The organism is Microcoleus sp. B9-D4 (assembly GCF_036705105.1).
In the GTDB taxonomy this organism is placed as follows: domain Bacteria; phylum Cyanobacteriota; class Cyanobacteriia; order Cyanobacteriales; family Microcoleaceae; genus Microcoleus.
Window position 1 is genome coordinate 154,410 of sequence record NZ_JAUBTS010000005.1, and the last position, 16,626, is coordinate 171,035.

11 protein-coding genes are annotated in these 16,626 nt (G+C 45.6%); 4 read left to right on the top strand and 7 right to left on the bottom strand.

What is annotated here, in order from left to right:
* Positions 1-105: 105 nt before the first annotated feature.
* From QUB24_RS04860 to QUB24_RS04880, 5 genes are all read right to left on the bottom strand, one after another.
* On the bottom strand, positions 106-690 hold the full coding sequence (locus tag QUB24_RS04860) for a Crp/Fnr family transcriptional regulator (protein WP_333151200.1): 585 nt from the start codon (positions 688-690) through the stop codon (positions 106-108).
* An 87-nt stretch (positions 691-777) separates the two neighbouring features.
* Positions 778-1,509: a serine O-acetyltransferase gene (cysE, locus tag QUB24_RS04865; protein WP_445300383.1), complete on the bottom strand. Its 732-nt coding sequence runs from the start codon at positions 1,507-1,509 to the stop codon at positions 778-780.
* Between the two features lie 156 nt (positions 1,510-1,665).
* Entirely contained in the window at positions 1,666-3,609 is a 1,944-nt protein-coding gene (locus QUB24_RS04870) for an ATP-binding protein (RefSeq protein WP_333151204.1), read from the bottom strand.
* Positions 3,610-3,837: 228 nt separating this feature from the next.
* Entirely contained in the window at positions 3,838-4,869 is a 1,032-nt protein-coding gene (locus tag QUB24_RS04875) for a sulfate ABC transporter ATP-binding protein (RefSeq protein ID WP_333151206.1), read from the bottom strand.
* A gap of 279 nt (positions 4,870-5,148) precedes the next feature.
* A complete protein-coding gene (locus tag QUB24_RS04880; protein ID WP_333151208.1) occupies positions 5,149-5,361 on the bottom strand; it encodes a hypothetical protein in 213 nt (70 codons plus the stop codon).
* 183 nt (positions 5,362-5,544) lie between these two features.
* Here QUB24_RS04880 and gltD point away from each other — a divergent pair, with 183 nt between their 5' ends.
* The 3 genes from gltD to QUB24_RS04895 all read left to right on the top strand — a co-directional run bounded on the left by gltD (position 5,545) and on the right by QUB24_RS04895 (position 11,117).
* Positions 5,545-7,029, top strand: coding sequence for a glutamate synthase small subunit (gltD, locus tag QUB24_RS04885; RefSeq protein ID WP_333151210.1), 1,485 nt, complete (start codon positions 5,545-5,547; stop codon positions 7,027-7,029).
* 475 nt (positions 7,030-7,504) lie between these two features.
* Positions 7,505-8,872, top strand: coding sequence for a P-loop NTPase fold protein (locus QUB24_RS04890; protein WP_333151212.1), 1,368 nt, complete (start codon positions 7,505-7,507; stop codon positions 8,870-8,872).
* The gene (locus tag QUB24_RS04895; protein WP_333151214.1) at positions 8,808-11,117 is read left to right on the top strand and encodes a tetratricopeptide repeat protein; all 2,310 of its coding nucleotides are present in this window, start codon (positions 8,808-8,810) and stop codon (positions 11,115-11,117) included. Before QUB24_RS04890 ends, QUB24_RS04895 begins: the two co-directional genes overlap by 65 nt.
* Before the next feature lie 222 nt (positions 11,118-11,339).
* On the opposite strand, the gene priA is transcribed toward QUB24_RS04895, so the two are convergent.
* Positions 11,340-13,901, bottom strand: coding sequence for a primosomal protein N' (gene priA, locus QUB24_RS04900; protein WP_333151216.1), 2,562 nt, complete (start codon positions 13,899-13,901; stop codon positions 11,340-11,342).
* Between the two features lie 79 nt (positions 13,902-13,980).
* Entirely contained in the window at positions 13,981-15,051 is a 1,071-nt protein-coding gene (locus QUB24_RS04905) for an ATP-binding protein (RefSeq protein WP_333151218.1), read from the bottom strand.
* A 609-nt stretch (positions 15,052-15,660) separates the two neighbouring features.
* Between QUB24_RS04905 and QUB24_RS04910 the strand changes: the two genes are divergently transcribed.
* Positions 15,661-16,605 (top strand): fused MFS/spermidine synthase, encoded by a 945-nt coding sequence (locus tag QUB24_RS04910; protein WP_333151221.1) that lies wholly within the window; start codon positions 15,661-15,663, stop codon positions 16,603-16,605.
* Positions 16,606-16,626 lie beyond the last annotated feature (21 nt).

Sequence of the window (16,626 nt, forward strand, 5' to 3'; positions counted from 1 at the left end):
ACTATGTATTGGCTCCCATATCGCCTTGTCCACCCATAATTTCTTTGGCATCGCATTCCTACCGCCTACATCAGCGGCCGTAAACTATTAACAGTTAATATCCATTTATATTTCGTAGTGCCACACCTCCGAAGGTTGCAGAATAATCCGGTGGAGTGGCAGACGATCGATCAAGCCTTGCTGCTCAAAATGACCGAGGGTGCGAGTGACAGTTACGCGACTTGTACCGATAATTTCTGCAATGTCCTGATGCGTTAAAATCATATCGATCAGATGTCCTTGCTCTACCTCAGAACCAAACCTCTTAGCCAGCCAAGTTAATAGTTGATAGAGCATAAAATCAACTCTTTTGTAACCTCGCATTACCATAAAATCTTCAGCCTGCTGAATGTGACGGAGCAAAATATCTCTATTTAGCCAGCGATCGCCTGATAGTAAAATTGCCTCGACTTTAGTGAGGCATTCAATTTGAAAAGGATCGCATTTTGATATCGGTTTGCCGATCGTATCACCAGGTCCCCACAATCCCAAGGTGATAATTGTGCCATCTTCAAGCCACGTTACAGTTCGCACTACTCCAGTTTCAATTCGCCACAGAGCATTGCTTCTGTTGGGCAAGTGCGAGCGGCGAGGAAATATATGGCGGCTCGTTTCATCAAAAGTTTTAGTGGAAAGAGAAGCAATAGTCATAACCAGTTACTGAAAGAATAAAAGTTAGTTTGTCCAATGACAGCAGGATAGTGTGGCTGGCAAAAATCTCTGTAAATTAAAGATTTACTAGATTCCTGCACCGTCTAAAAACTGTGTAATGAATAAATCAGAAGACAGGAATAATTTATGTTTTTCGACCTCGGGTTGCTCTGATTCAGTTGTGGTGAGCGGAGAGAGTTGAGCTTTTAAAAAATTAACCTGGTCTTCTAAATCCTTAATTCGATCGAACAAAGCTCGAATTGCTTGAGCTTCCAAATCCGGTATTCCTTGAGAATTGAGAGCATCTTCCACCTGCTTTTTCCGACAGATAATGCGGCCGGGAATTCCCACAACTGTGCAATCGCTAGGGACATCCCGTAGCACTACCGAACCCGCACCAATCCGAACATTATTGCCAATTTGAATATTGCCTAAAACTTTAGCACCGGCTCCTACCACGACATTTTCTCCCAGCGTTGGATGCCGTTTTCCTATTTCTTTACCCGTGCCGCCAATGGTCGCTCCTTGATAAATTACAGCATAATCTCCAACGATCGCAGTTTCGCCAATTACCACCCCCATGCCGTGGTCGATAAACACACCCCTACCAATTGTCGCACCTGGGTGGATCTCAATACCTGTTAAAAACCGACTCAGTTGGGAAATCAAGCGCGGTACAAACGGCAGGCCAACGGAATAAAGCCAGTTTGCTATCCGGTGCAAAAAAATTGCTTGCAGTCCGGGATAGCAAAATAATACTTCCAGCCAGTTGCGCGCTGCGGGGTCGCGTTCGTAAATAATTTGCAAGTCACTGAACATATTTAGTCTCGCCGTGTTTGGGTTATACAGTATCGGCAGTGCCAACGGTTTAAGCTGCATAAAGCAGTATTGGTTGTGGCATTATTACATATAATACTATAACCCGACCGAATTACAGTAGTTAATGGGGAAAAAATTTTCCTTCCCCAGCCCTTTCTAAGCTGCCTCCGATATTTTCCGCGAAACAAACGGTACAGCTTGTCTGACTTCTTGCCGCAGCGGAATCTCGATCGAGAATTGGGTCCCCAATCCCGGTGTCGAATCGCAGCGCAGCGCACCTTTGTGCTTTTCTACGACAATTTTATAGCTGATTGACAGTCCCAATCCTGTCCCTTTTCCCACAGGTTTAGTCGTAAAGAACGGGTCAAACAGCCGTTTTTTGACATTTTCTGCCATACCGGGGCCGTTGTCAGATATCCGCACAATTATTTTATCGGGGATCGAATATTCTGTGGTTATGGCGATCGCGATCGGATTAGCTTGCGCTGCTTTGGGCCCGCGATCGAGGTTGTAACTCTCAAGGGCGTCGATCGCATTAGCCAGAATATTCATAAACACCTGATTTAATTGTCCGGCATAGCACTCTACTAAAGGTAAATGGCTGTAGTTTTTAACAATCTCGATCGCCGGGCGATCGTCTGTAGCTTTCAGGCGACTTTGCAGAATTAGCAGAGTGCTGTCAATGCCTTCATGGATGTTGACAGGTTTCATTTCGCTTTCGTCTAAGCGAGAGAAATTCCGCAAAGATTGGACTATTTGAACAATGCGCTCTGCTCCTATTTTCATCGAAGACAGCAGTTGCGGCAAATCTTTGCTGAGAAAGTCAAAGTCAATATTGTCTAAATACTCGGAAATTTCCGAGGGAGGGTGTAAATATTGTTTTTGGTAGAGTTTTACCAACTCCAACAAATCGCTAGTATATGCCCTGGCGTGGTGGATATTGCCGTAAATAAAATTAATAGGATTGTTAACTTCGTGGGCGACACCAGCAACTAATAAACCCAAACTAGACATTTTTTCCTGCTGAATTAGTTGAGCTTGAGTTTGTTGCAACTCTTGCAAAGTTTGCTCTAACTGTTGAGATTTGGCCCTGCCTTCGGCTGCGATCTTTTCAATTTTTTCGGTATAAGTTAACAAGCTCATCAGATAAAGTGTCGCCACCAAAGTTAAGATTGTCCCCACAATTAAAACCGTCAAAGAGCGCCAAAATTTTAGAGGATTAATGTACTCTGGCGTTAGCCGTAATTGCAGCAACCACCTGCGATTTTCAATATTGAGAATGCGGGTGCAACTGCTGCCGTCTGGGCAGTAAGCTCTTTCCCCAATTTGGATTTTATTTTTAATGTTTTCATCGGTAATTATCCTTTTTGTCTTGGCTTCATAAAAGGCAAGAAACCTTTCTGCTTCAGGAGCCATAGCATCTTGAAGATAAACGTTGACAAAGTTGAGTTGAGTTTCCTGCAAAGCGGATTTAACAATAGCATCGACGAGCAAAATTCCGAAAGCAAAACCTTTCAAATTTTCGGGATCTGTACCAGCTAAATTGGGCGACCATGCTGCGGAATCGCCTGGAGAATTTTGACTAAAAATTGGCAGGAAGACGAAGACGATGGGGTGAATTTGTGATGGCAATTTTTGGCGGTCAGTCGCGATGATTTCTTGTCTTTTGGCCGCTTTTTCTAACGCTAGCCGATTGGCAGTCAAATCTAAACCTAAATCTATTTCATCAGTCAGGAATTGCGGAGAGTCAGAAACACGGGGCAGCCAAGCGATCGCCTTTAGGCTCGGATGGCGGTAGAGGGCAGAACCAACAAATGTCTTCATTTCTGATTTTTGAACGCCGTCAAATACGCTGTAAAATGCTCCAGCAGCCCGAATTATTTCTAAATTGCCGCTAACATCTCTCTGAATGTCTGTAGCTATTTTGTCCAGCCGATCTTGCAGTTCGGCTTGCATGGATTTGTATTCCCAATTGTACGCAACTGAAGAAGCGATCGCAGAGAGTCCCAATCCTGCACAAAGTGTTAATCCTGCCTGGATGTAACGGCGATAACTAAGTAAAGTGCTAGTTGCTAAATTCAAGAATTTGTTAGCAGTCATATTCTTCACCTATCTTGTTTCTAGTTCTCCGTCCCAGGCTCTGCCTGAGATTTCTCTTTTTTCTCGTTTTCTCGTTCCCAGGCAGAGCCTGGGAATGAATTTCAGGAGGCTCTGCCTCCGATTTAGAGCCACGAGACAGCATTACCAGGCACAAGCCTGGTAACGATGTGGGAGGAGTGTTTTGTAAAAGCTCCCCGATAGTATTTTGCGTAAGATGCAGCCGCTGATTTAAATTGAATAAGCAGGGAAAGTCATTGCGTGTTTGGGCTTGACGTAAACCTGCTGATCTCGCTTTAACTGTAGAGAATCGAAGCGCTCGCGACTCACGTAAGCTGTTACTACCTGCTCGGATTCTAACACTAACTCGGTTTGTATTTCCCGCCCTAAATGAATGATGCGACTGACTTTTGCTAATGAAAAACCAGACTCCGGCTTAGTTTTAATTTCCACGTCGTGGGGGCGCAAAAACACTACGTCCGAATGAGCGGCTCCATTATTGCGAGCCGTTGTGGCGTTGCTGGCGAACAAACCTGCAGCATTCGACAGCACATTGACCGGCCCAATAAAACTCATCACAAAAGCTGATGCCGGTTTGTCGTAAATTTCAGCAGGAGTGCCAACTTGTTCGACTCTACCTTTGTTCATTACCACAATTTCATCGGCTACTTCCATAGCTTCTTCTTGGTCGTGAGTCACAAAAACTGTGGTGATGTTAACTTCTTTGTGAAGGTTGTGCAGCCACGATCGCAATTCTTTGCGGACTTTAGCATCTAATGCTCCAAAAGGTTCGTCTAGCAGCAACACTTTTGGTTGAACTGCTAGAGCTCTCGCCAAAGCCACCCGCTGCCGCTGGCCCCCGGAAAGTTGCGAAGGATAGCGATCGCCCAAACCTGTCAACTGCACTAAATCCAAAAGTTCATCAACCCGCCTGCGAATAGAGTCTTTAGGAACTTTGCGAATTTCCATCGCAAAAGCAATATTTTTCCTAATACTCATGTGTTTGAATAAAGCGTAGTGCTGAAACACAAAACCGATATGCCGTTCCTGCACCGACTGCTGAGTAGCATCCTCGCCGATCAAGTAAATATGACCCGTGTCCGGCGGTTCGAGTCCGGCAATCATCCTCAGCAGAGTCGATTTCCCCGAACCGGAAGGCCCTAAAAGCGCGACTAGAGAGCCGTTTTTTATTTTCAAACTCACGTTGTCAATGGCGTGGAAGGAGCCGAAGTGTTTCGATACGTTCTCAATTGTAATGCTCATGACTTTGTGTACCTATTTTAGGAGTTGATGGTATTAACTCCATATATCTGACCGATTTACAGTAGTATATCCTGAAATTAATATTTTGCAAGACCTGTAACTTTTTGTATTGTATTTCGAGCCCTCCTGATGGGGACGGCGCTTGAAAGTTGACGCTGGCGGGCCGTCCGAGTTAACCCGCGAGGGTTTCCAGATGTGGGATTATCGGTAAATGCGATCGTCGGAGAATAAGCCATGCTGAAATTACGTAGAAACCGGGTTTGATGGAGGGGGAGCATCTCATATTTGTAAAAATACTTCTTCTGGCTCCTTCCTTCTGGCTCCTTCCTTCTGCCTCTTTCCTTCTGCCTCCTGCCTCCTGCCTCCTGCCTCAAAACTCCAATTTCTAGCGGAGGGCTGCAAAGGTGAGATGCTCCCGATGGACGAAAATACTGCATCAAAACCTTTAAAACCTTTAATCCCCGTAAAAAACCCGGTTTCTTTGCTGTCCATCTATCTATATTTTACCGCTGCCGACAATTCCCCGACTCCCGGCGATATTAAAGATTTCATGTACAAATTGCTCAATCTGAGGTGCGATCGCACACAATTTAGATCACAATAGTTAATTCAGAAGCCCGCCAGCTTCACCTTTGAGAAACTGACAGAATAGTAAATTCTAACCAGAACACCACTATGGGAAAACCAACAGGCTTTATCGAATTCTTGCGCGAATTGCCCTCCGAACTCTCACCAGTCGAGAGAGTCCACAACTGGGACGAATTTCACCTGCCAATGGATGAGGACAAACTCCGCACCCAAGGCGCGCGCTGCATGGATTGCGGCATTCCGTTTTGCCACACGGGCACAATTATCAGCGGCATGGCAAGCGGCTGCCCGATTAACAACCTCATCCCCGAATGGAACGACCTAGTATATCGCGGACTGTGGAAAGAAGCCCTAGACAGACTCCACAAAACGAACAACTTCCCTGAATTCACCGGCCGCGTCTGTCCCGCACCCTGCGAAGGCGCTTGCGTGCTCGGCATCAACAACCCGCCAGTCACGATTAAAAACATCGAAGCCTCGATTATCGACAAAGGCTGGGATGAAGGCTGGATTACCGCCGAACCCCCCGCTAAACGCACCGGCAAAAAAATCGCCGTCATCGGTTCCGGGCCCGCCGGTTTGTCCGCCGCCGCGCAACTCAACAAAGCTGGTCATTGGGTAACAGTATACGAAAGAGCCGATCGACCAGGCGGCCTGCTAATGTATGGCATCCCCAACATGAAGCTAGACAAAGAACAAGTCGTCATGCGCCGCCTGAAAGTCCTCGAAGACGAAGGCGTGACATTCGTCTGCAACACCGAAGTCGGCAAAGACTTACCAGCAGAACAACTGCTAAAAGAATACGACTCAGTTGTGCTCTGTACCGGCGCCACCAAACCGCGCGACTTGGGCATTGAAGGCCGCGAATTAAAAGGTATCCACTTCGCAATGGACTTCCTGACAGCCAACACCAAAGCAGTTTTAGACAAGAGCACAAACGATAACTTCATCTCCGCCGAAGGCAAAGATATCGTGATCATCGGCGGTGGCGACACCGGCACCGACTGCGTGGGCACCTCCATCCGCCACGGCTGCAAAAGCCTGGTACAGCTAGAAATCCTGCCCAAACCGCCCTCGGAACGCGCCGCCAACAATCCCTGGCCCGAATGGCCGAAAGTCTACCGCCTCGACTACGGCCAAGAAGAAGCGGCAGCCAAATTCGGCGACGACCCCCGCGGCTATCTCACCACGGCGACAAAGTTCGAGGGCGACGAAAACGGCAATGTCAAAGCCGTGCACACCGTTGAGGTGGAGTGGGCGAAAAACGAGAAAGGGCAGTTCATTCCGAAACACATCCCCGGCACCGAAAAAGTGTTGCCCGCACAGCTTGTCTTGCTAGCGATGGGCTTCCTCGGCCCGGAACAGCCCTTGCTGGATGACTTGGGATTGGAACGCGACGCGCGCAGCAACGTGAAAGCGGATCACGAAAAGTATACAACCAGCATTCCGGGAGTTTTCGCGGCTGGAGACTGTCGCCGGGGACAAAGTTTGGTGGTTTGGGCGATTAATGAAGGGCGCGGCGTGGCCCGGGAGTGCGACCTTTATCTGATGGGGAGTACGGATTTGCCTTAGTTGGTAGGATTTACAGTACGGACACGGCGCCGTGCCCAAGGCGTGTCAACTTAAGCTTTTCGTCCGCCAGTCCTCCCGCCTACCCGGCAGTCCGCCAGGGAATGAATTCCCTGTCTAATAGCGAAAGTCCTCTGAAGAGGACTAATCGGTTTACCAGTCTTTTTCTCAGTCCTCATAGCGAGGACTTTTGCTTTGAGGCAGGGGTTTCAACCCCTGCCGGACTGCGGGTTTAACGCCCTTGTTGACAGGATCAAGGACACGGCGCCGTGCCGTTTCCCTACCGTTGAATCTGTACTTCACTCGGCTGAAAACTGGTATATTACCCATTAGTTTGTAGTAAGGACTTCAGTCCTTTTTTTTCTAAGGACTTTAGTCCTGACTGCGAACCTATTTTGCTAAAATACAAGTACATAAACAACTTAACTTTGATACATTGTTCAGGTTTCCTGCAACAAATATACTAAATTAAAAACTTATGACCACTAATCCTATCAACCGCGCAACTACCCTCAAAACTGCTTATCAAGTCTGTAATCCTCTCCAATCCTTAGAAGGTGCAGATCTCGATCGCTATTATGTTGATTTATCGGATGTTCGCAAAACCGAAGCGATCGCAGGTGTCAGTAATATTTTAGACTGTCAAGAACCCGAACAGTTTACCACAATCCTGTTTACCGGACATCGCGGCTGTGGCAAAAGTACCGAATTGAAGCGAATTCAAAAAGAGTGGGAAAAAGATTATCGCGTCATTTATCTGGAAGTCAACGAAGAGACAGATATTAATGATGTCGGTTATACAGATTTCTATTTAATTGCCATTAAGCGAGTTGAGTTTGAAATGCGGCGGCTGGGGCTGAAATTAGATTCTCGGCTGATGGATAATTTTGAGGCTTGGTTTAAGGATGTCACCGAAGAAACAGAACGAACAGTTGAAAGTTCAATCAGTATCGAAGGAGAAGCAACTTTGGGGCCGGAAGCTCCATTTTTAGCGAAGTTGTTGGTCAAGTTACTGGCACAAATCAAAGGTTCTGATAAGCAGAAAAAAACAATTCGCCAAACTTTAGAAAAAGATATCTCTCGATTGAAAGCCGATATTAACTTGCTGTTAAATGATGCTGTCAAAAAGCTGCGTAAAAAGTTTCCCAACTATAAAGGTTTTTTAATTATATTTGATAATTTAGACCGCGTTCCTCCCAAGGTGGCAAACCATTTATTTTTTGACTATGCCGCTCAACTTCAAGAACTGAACTGTACGATGATTTATACAGTTCCGCTGGGAGCTCTGTACTCGTCTCAAAATGCCGTCAAGAATTTTGATTGTCCTCACATTGTCCCTATGGTCAATATTTATGAATTTAATCGAGATAGCTGTGACTTAAACTACAATGAAGTTAGCTTAAATGCTATGGCTAGTTTAATCGAACGTCGAGTTGAAGTTGACACAATCTTTGAGTCCCGCGAACAATTGCTGGAAGTGGCAAAAGCCAGCGGCGGTCATGTTCGCCAACTCATCCAGATTATGCGAACTGCTTCCATAACAGCTAGAGGTCGCGGTCACGATAAAATAATGGCTGAAGATGTTACCTATGCAATCAAACAAGAACAATTTAATTTTGAACGGATTATCCCGCAAAATCATTATCCACTTTTAGCTCAAGTTTGTTTGACAAAAAATATTAATAAAGATGAAATCAGTGAATTGATGTTATTCAATCTTTCGGTTTTGGAATACAACGGCAAAAATCGATGGAACTATCCGAATCCGGTGGTGAAGCAAAATGAAGAATTCCAAAAAGCTCTCCGAGATGCCAGAGAATCCAATGTTAACCCAGAACGATCGTAATTCACAACAAATTGGGCGATTTTTAGCTGTAAATCAGCAAGCATTTACTCAACTTTTGACGTTTGTTGATTTTTCGGATAATTTGACTATCGGGTTTGCAGAAGTTAATTTTAATGCTGAAGCGGATTTGTTAATTGAGGGATTGAAAACTCATCCGATTTCTCAAGAAACTCAATTTGAAGTTGTGAGTTTTGATGAGAATTTGCGTTTTCTCCGAGATGAAATTATCAAGATTTTACCTACTATTAAGCGAGAGCCAAATAAAAAATTAGTTTTAATTGTGCGGGGATTGGAAAAGTCGATCGGCAAATTTGACGAATATCCTCCGGTATTACAAGACCTTAATTGGGTGCGAGATGCTTATAAAACCAGCGTTCCGCATCCGATCCTGTTTGTTTTGCCGGACTATGCGATTACTCGTTTGGCGAAGTTTGCACCGGATTTTTGGGCGTGGAAATCGGGGGTATTTCTGTTTAAAACTACTCAAGCTACTAGAGATGAAGCCGTTGCTCGAACTCTCGATCTGGAAAAAATTTTTAGGACATTAAACCCACCGGAGAAGAAAGAAAGAATAGAACTTTTAGAGTCTTTGTTGATGGAATACAGTCCGAGCCATTCTGGTTCTGAAAAAAATCCTAGTGCTTGCAGCAACATTTTACATCAATTAGGAGTTGCTTATCTCAGTCAAGAAAAGCCAGCTAAAGCGAGAGAATATTTAGAAAAAGCATTGGAGTTGACTGTTGAAACAAAAAATTTAGCGCTGCAAGCTCAAGTATACCAGGGATTGGGAGAATCTTATCAGCAAGAGCAACAATTTTTGGCGGCAGTGAATGCCTATCAAAAATCGCTGGAAATTGCCCGCAAACAGGAAAACCGCCACGGGGAAGCTAATGCTTTATATGGTTTGGGTAATGTCTTTCAGAAGTTGCGGGATTGGTCACAAGCAAAGGTTTTTTATCAGGAATATTTAGAGATTGCACAAGCAGTAGGGAATATTTACTTGCAAGCTATTGCCTATTTACTGTTAGGATGGGTAGCAAAAGAAATGTGGAATCTGAATGAGGCTGAGTGGTATTATCAACAAATTTTAGAAAAATTCAGTGAATTGCCAGATGTTCCCTTTGTTATGATAATTAGTTTATTATTGGGAGAAATTGAGCTAAAGCGTGGCAATTGGGATGAAGGAGAGAGATTGTACCGGCAATCTTTGGAATTGATGACAAAATTGGGCGATCTCTCTGGTATGGCAACTTGTTTGGGACAATTGGGAGATATTGAGCGAAATCGCGGTAATTGGGATGAAGCTGAGAGATTGTACCGACAATGTTTGGAATTAAGGACAGAATTAGGAGATCGCTCTGGCATGGCAACTTGTTGGGGACAATTGGGAGATATTGAGCGATGGCGTGGCAATTGGGATGAAGCCGAGAGATTATACCGACAATGTTTGGAAATTATGACAGAATTAGGCGATCGCTCTGTTATGTCAAGTAGTTGGGGAGTATTGGGAGATATTGAGCTAAAGCGTGGTAATTGGGATGAAGCTGAAAGATTATACCGACAATGTTTAGAATTTAAGACAGAATTGGGAGATAGTTCTGGTATGGCCACTTGTTGGAGACAATTGGGAGATATCGAGCGAAATCGCGGCAATTGGGATGAAGCGGAGAGATTGTACCGGCAATCTTTGGAAGTTGAGAGAGGATTGGGAGATCGCTCTGGTATAGCAACTTGCTGGGAGCTATTGGGAGATATCGAGTTAAGACGTGGCAATTGGGATAAAGCGGAGATATTGTATCAGCAATCTTTGCAATTAAGGACAGAATTAGGAGATCGGTCTGGTATGGCAATTTGTTGGGGACTATTGGGAAATATAGAGAAAAATCTCGGCAATTGGGATGAAGCTGAGAAATTGTACCGACAATGTTTGGAATTTAAGACAAAATTGGGCGATCGCTCCGGTATGGCAAGTTTGAGCGGTTGTTTGGGAGAAATTGAGATGCTTAGGGGTAACTTGGATGCAGCAGAACCCCTTTTAAAAGAGTCTTTAGCGAAGTTAGAAGAACTAGGAGAACCTAGCAAAATTGCCGATGCCAACTACGATTTAGCACGACTTGAACGCAAACGCAACAACCCAGAACTTGCCCAACAACATTACAACAGTGCCCATCAAATTTTTCAACAATTGGGAGCCGCGAAAGACTTGGAAAAAATCGAGCGAGAGTGGCACAACCCGGATGTTTAAGTAATATCAAATCCGATATTTATCGGAATTATTCATCTCTCTCATCTCTTCCTCTGCGTTCTCTGCGTTCTCTGCGTTCTCTGCGGTTAAATCATTCCAATGCAACCAGAATTAATATAACGGAGGACACGGCAATGCCGTTTCCCTACCCCAAAATAATCGTAGGGGCGGTGCCCCCGTGCCCGCCCTCTCCTGTGCCCGATCGCATTTCTCCACCACCAATCAACCAAAATTCAACGGATCGACATCAATAGTTAAACTAACAGAACGCGGGGTGCGATCGCGCAACCCGATCAAATCAGACAAATCCACCGACTCATCCAAAGGCAACTTCAGCAAAATCTGCCACCGATAGCGATTTGCCACCCGCATAATCGCCGCCGGTGCAGGCCCCAACAACTCACACCCCGGTACAGACAATCGCTCAATATACTCCTGACAAACAGACGCTAATTGTACCGCCGTCACCGCAACTTCCGCCGCATCTACACTGCTCAACCGCAACAAAATCAGCCGCCCCGAAGGAGGATAATTCAGCGCCGCTCTTTCTGCCAATTCTGTTTCCACAAAACCCGCATATTCGTGCCGCCTAACTGCTTGAATAACCCGATGTTCGGGAGTGTAAGTTTGAATAATTACCCGCCCCGGATCGTCGCCTCTGCCCGCACGCCCCGCGACTTGAGTTAATGTTTGAAAAGCTCGTTCGCTGGCCCGATAATCTGATAAGTTCAGCAACCCGTCAGCCGACACAACTCCCACCAATGTGACTCCAGCTAAATCTAGCCCTTTCGTCAGCATTTGCGTACCCAACAAAATGTCAGCTTCCCCATTAGCAAATTGCGTTAACAATCTGCGGTGATCCCCCTTATTTCTAGTGGTATCGCTGTCAAACCGAATTGCCCGCAATTGGGGAAACAATCTCGTTAATTCCTGTTCGACTCGCTGAGTGCCACTACCAAAGTTTTTGAAGTAAGGAGAACTGCAATCCGGGCAGTTTTGCGGGTGTCGTTCCGTGTGGTTGCAGTAGTGACACCGCAACACTTCTGCTGTTCCTTCGCCGACGTGGTGATAAGACAGGGAAACATCGCAATTCGGGCATTCCATTACATAGCCGCAACTTCGACAAGAGACAAAGGTACTGTGTCCTCTTCTGTGAATAAATAGAATACCTTGCTGTTGTCTTGCTTGCAATTGTTCCAGCGCGTTTTGCAGGGAAGCACTAAAAATTGAGCGGTTTCCTTGCCGCAATTCTTGGCGCATATCGACTATTTCCACAGGCGGCATCGGCCGGGAATAAATGCGATCGGGCAATGATAAATAATGGATATTTGGTAACGAGTAATAATCTCGGCGCGTCCCCACCAAAGTCTCTAATGCTGGCGTTGCGGAACCTAAAATTAAGGGACAATTTTCTAATTCGGCGCGCCATTTGGCAACGGTGCGGGCGTGGTAGCAGGGGGCTGGTTGGTCTTGTTTGAAGCTGCTGTCGTGTTCTTCATCGAGGATAATTAAGCCGAGGTGAGGTAAAGGTGCAAAAATGGCCGATCGCGTGCCGATGACAATTTGCGGGGTTCCAGTCAGCATCTGACGCCATGTATCGTAACGTTCGCCGTCGGATAGGGCGCTGTGGTACACGCAAATTTGCTCGCCAAAACGGGCTCGGAATCTGTCTGTAAGTTGCGGTGTGAGGCCGATTTCGGGAACGAGCACGAGGGCGGATTTGCCGCTGGCTAAGATTGGGGCGATCGCCTGCAAATACACTTCGGTTTTCCCGGAACCTGTAACGCCGTGCAGCAGCACTTGACGGAATCCCGAAAAAGAGTTAATAAACGCTAAAGCTTCAGCTTGAAAATGAGTTAAAGTTTTGGGTGCATCGGGCAATTGAGAAATTCCGCGATCGCCCCTGAGAACTTCCCTTTGGTCAATTACAACGCTACCTTTTTGCTCCAAAGCTTTTACAACCGAAGAACTTGCACTGCAAATTCTCAACAAATCATTCAGCCACATTTCACCGCCGCCGCGCCGCAAAACTTCCAATACTTCTTGTTGCCGCTTGGTTAAATCTGTGACAAATGCACTAGCAATTAATGTCACTGCCGGTTTGAGTTGTGGTTTGGGAGGATTGGGAGGTTCTAAATAACTTTCTACCCAACCGCGTTTCAATAAATCTTTCAATCCCCGATAACTTCCCTTAACTTGGCGCTGGAGGTATTGCCAAGTGTAATCGCCGTTTTTTTGAGCTTGCAGCAATTGCAAAATTTGACTCGCGGCGGGATTGAGAAATGTTTCGGCATTCGGAGAAATTGCGTCCTTAATTAAGCGAATTCGGCGCACGGAACGGCTTAACAAACCGGGCGGCAGCGAGGCTCTAATTACTTGAATTAAAGGTGTACAATAATAGGTGGCAGTGCGATCGAGCAATTCCCAGTAAGTCGGTGGGAAAAAACCTGTACTGACAACATCTTCGACATCTTTAACTCGCGCCGGATCTAAGTCGGGCGGCAGTTGAGAAATGAACCGAATTGCGATCGCCCCTACCTGTTGACTGCCAAAGGGTACACTCAAGATATCCCCTGGTTGCACGGTAAGTTCCGCAGGTAAACGATAGGTAAATAACTTGTTTTCCTCCCCAGGGGAGTCCCCCGCAACCCTGAAAGGAGAGTCCACCAATACCTCGATCCACTCTGCTTGCACGGTGGGGCGTTGTGGCGGTTCGCTGCTGCCGTAGGATGCCCCGGCCTCTGCCGCTATAGGGGTTGACAAACCAAAAGTGACAGTAGACATAGGGTTGCACATCAAACTAGGAGGAGCCGCGGTCAAAGGGAGTTTTCATTATCCCTCAGTTTAGCTCGATCGATCGATCTTAGCTGCGGGAATTGGCGATCGGAATCTCGATCACGAATTCAGTCCCTTCTCCAATTGCGGATATGCACTCCAACCTCCCGCCGTGTTTGTCCACAACAATCTGATAGCTAATTGACAATCCCAAACCCGTCCCGTGACCAACTGGTTTGGTGGTGAAAAACGGATCGAAAATTTTTGCTTTTACAGATTCATTCATTCCCAGACCATTATCTTTGATGCTAATTCTTGCCCAATTATCGGAAATAATAGAAGTAGTAATTGTCATCTGGATAGGGTTGGCTTCGATATCGTCCACTGAAGACTTTTGCTCTCGCTCCCGCAGGGCATCAACAGCATTATTAATAATGTTCATAAATACCTGATTTAATTGCCCCGCATAACACTCTACCTTGGGCAAGTCTCCATTATTTTTAATAAGATTAATAGCGGAATAACCGGATTTTTCTTTAGTTAAGTGCTGCAAAATTAACAAGGTGCTGTCAATTCCTTCGTGAATGTTAACTGGTTTCTTTTCACCTTCATCTACCCGCGCAAAGTTGCGTAAAGTCAACACAATTTCGCGGATGCGCTCGGAGCCCACTTTCATTGACGAAAGAGTTTTCAACAAATCTTCGCGCAAAAAGTCGATGTCAATTTTTTCCAGAAAAGCTTCAATCTCTGCATCTGTTTCGGGATACCTATCCTGGTACATTGCTAGCAATGTTAAAATGTCGCCAGCGTAGTCATTGACATAGGTAATATTGCCGTAGATGAAGTTGACGGGATTGTTGATTTCGTGGGCAATACCAGCTACCAAAATGCCCAAAGCCGACATTTTCTCAGCTTCGATCAATTTGAGCTGCGTTGTTTGCTGGTTTTGCAAAGCTTTTTCTAGTGTAGACATTCTTGCTTTTAAAATATTTTCGGAATCTCTAAATTCCTCCGTGAGCTTTTTTAGCAAAGATTCTTTTTCTTGATTAAGGGCTTGTAATTTGCTCCGTTCTGTTTCCGAATTTTCGAGTTTTTCCCGCAGCCTTCGATTTTCATTTTCCAGCTCTTTGATTCTGTTTTCCCAGTCTGTTGGTTCCATCGGCTATTATTTTGAACCTAAAAATAGTGCCCTAACAGTTTAATCAGTAAATTTAGTTGCACCCTTTACCTAGTGATAATTTTGTCGCACATCGCGTCGGCAATTTGGCCCGAAAACTTCAACGCTGCCTTTATTTGGCTAGGTCTAAAAATCATATCTAATATACATTCTCAATGTCAAGTTATTAATAACAAGTCGGGTGAAAACCGATCGCTACTTTTATTCCCCGCTCTCGCATTTGCGGGGTTTTCATCCGATTATTGATAAATAAGCAGGCCGATCGCAAACTTATAAAGGCGGGCCCAGCGCTAAAAATTGCCCGATTCACACAACCTTTGTACAAAACCCGCCGGCGTTGCTGGCGAAAATATTAAATGTGAGTGATCTCGACCGGGGGCGACGGGAAAAGTGATCTCGACTGGGCGCGCGATCGCCCACAAGCAATCTCAAGTACCAAGCCAATTGCTCCCAGAACGCAATCACACTATACCATTCCTCCGAAATCTCACTTTAATGTGTCGATCGTACTCACACACCCGCACCATTTTGTGTTAAGAACTACTACTTGTGACAACATCGACACAGCAGTTTATATTTGGAGAGTAATTGATGTCAGGTAGCGAAGTTCGTGCAGACTTTTGGATGAGCGAGTACATTACCCCCTGGGATATTTACGTCCACGGCGTTATCGCGGTGCTCGCTTACAAGAAAACAGCCTATCAAGAAATGTACGTAGTTCAGACCGGTACCTACGGCAAAGGCTTAGTTTTAGACGGTAAGTGGCAATCTTGTACAGGCGACGAGTTTCTGTACCACGAACCCCTGGTGCACCCAGCCATGATTTGTCACGGTTCACCCAAAAAAGTCCTCGTTCTCGGCGGCGGAGAAGGAGCTACAATTAGAGAAGTGCTGCGCTGGAAAACAGTTGAAAAAGTCGTGATGATCGACATTGACGGCGAAGTAGTAGAAGCTTGCCGCGAACACCTGCCCGAAATGCACCAAAATGCCTTTGACGACCCCCGCTGCGAAGTAGTAATCGGCGATGCTTTGGACTATTTAGATAAAACGGACAATGATTGGGATATTGTCATTTCTGACTTGTCCGATCCCATTGAAGAAGGCCCATCTTTCCAGTTGTTTACCAAGGAGTATTTTGAGAAAGTTCGCAGCGTAATGTCACCTAACGGATATTTCGTAGTGCAAGCGGGCCCCGTTTCTCCTGCAGAAATGAAAATGCACGCTCGCATTGTAAATACCCTGAAATCTGTTTTCTCCAATGTTCAATCCTGCACCAGCTTTATTTCTACTTACGGAGCTCCTTGGGGTTTTGCGATAGCTTCTAATCAAGAAATAAATACGCGACCCGATCCCGAAGTTACTGACAAATTACTCGCCGAGAAAACAACTGGCGGGTTGCGGATGTTCGACGGAATTACACTGTTGGGGTTGATGCAAGTTCCCGGTCACTTGCGCCAGGTAATCGCCGCTGAAACCGAAGTTTACACTATGGCAGCACCGCCTAAGTTTTTCGGGAAAGGCTCTGTCAGTCAGTGAAGTTAAATTGAAAGAGAAAAC

Coding starts and splice junctions, on each gene's coding strand:
- QUB24_RS04860 (WP_333151200.1), bottom strand. CDS start 690: ATGACTATTGCTTCTCTTTCCACTAAAACTTTTGATGAAACGAGCCGC.
- cysE (WP_445300383.1), bottom strand. CDS start 1,509: ATGTTCAGTGACTTGCAAATTATTTACGAACGCGACCCCGCAGCGCGC.
- QUB24_RS04870 (WP_333151204.1), bottom strand. CDS start 3,609: ATGACTGCTAACAAATTCTTGAATTTAGCAACTAGCACTTTACTTAGT.
- QUB24_RS04875 (WP_333151206.1), bottom strand. CDS start 4,869: ATGAGCATTACAATTGAGAACGTATCGAAACACTTCGGCTCCTTCCAC.
- QUB24_RS04880 (WP_333151208.1), bottom strand. CDS start 5,361: ATGGACAGCAAAGAAACCGGGTTTTTTACGGGGATTAAAGGTTTTAAA.
- gltD (WP_333151210.1), top strand. CDS start 5,545: ATGGGAAAACCAACAGGCTTTATCGAATTCTTGCGCGAATTGCCCTCC.
- QUB24_RS04890 (WP_333151212.1), top strand. CDS start 7,505: ATGACCACTAATCCTATCAACCGCGCAACTACCCTCAAAACTGCTTAT.
- QUB24_RS04895 (WP_333151214.1), top strand. CDS start 8,808: ATGAAGAATTCCAAAAAGCTCTCCGAGATGCCAGAGAATCCAATGTTA.
- priA (WP_333151216.1), bottom strand. CDS start 13,901: ATGTCTACTGTCACTTTTGGTTTGTCAACCCCTATAGCGGCAGAGGCC.
- QUB24_RS04905 (WP_333151218.1), bottom strand. CDS start 15,051: ATGGAACCAACAGACTGGGAAAACAGAATCAAAGAGCTGGAAAATGAA.
- QUB24_RS04910 (WP_333151221.1), top strand. CDS start 15,661: ATGTCAGGTAGCGAAGTTCGTGCAGACTTTTGGATGAGCGAGTACATT.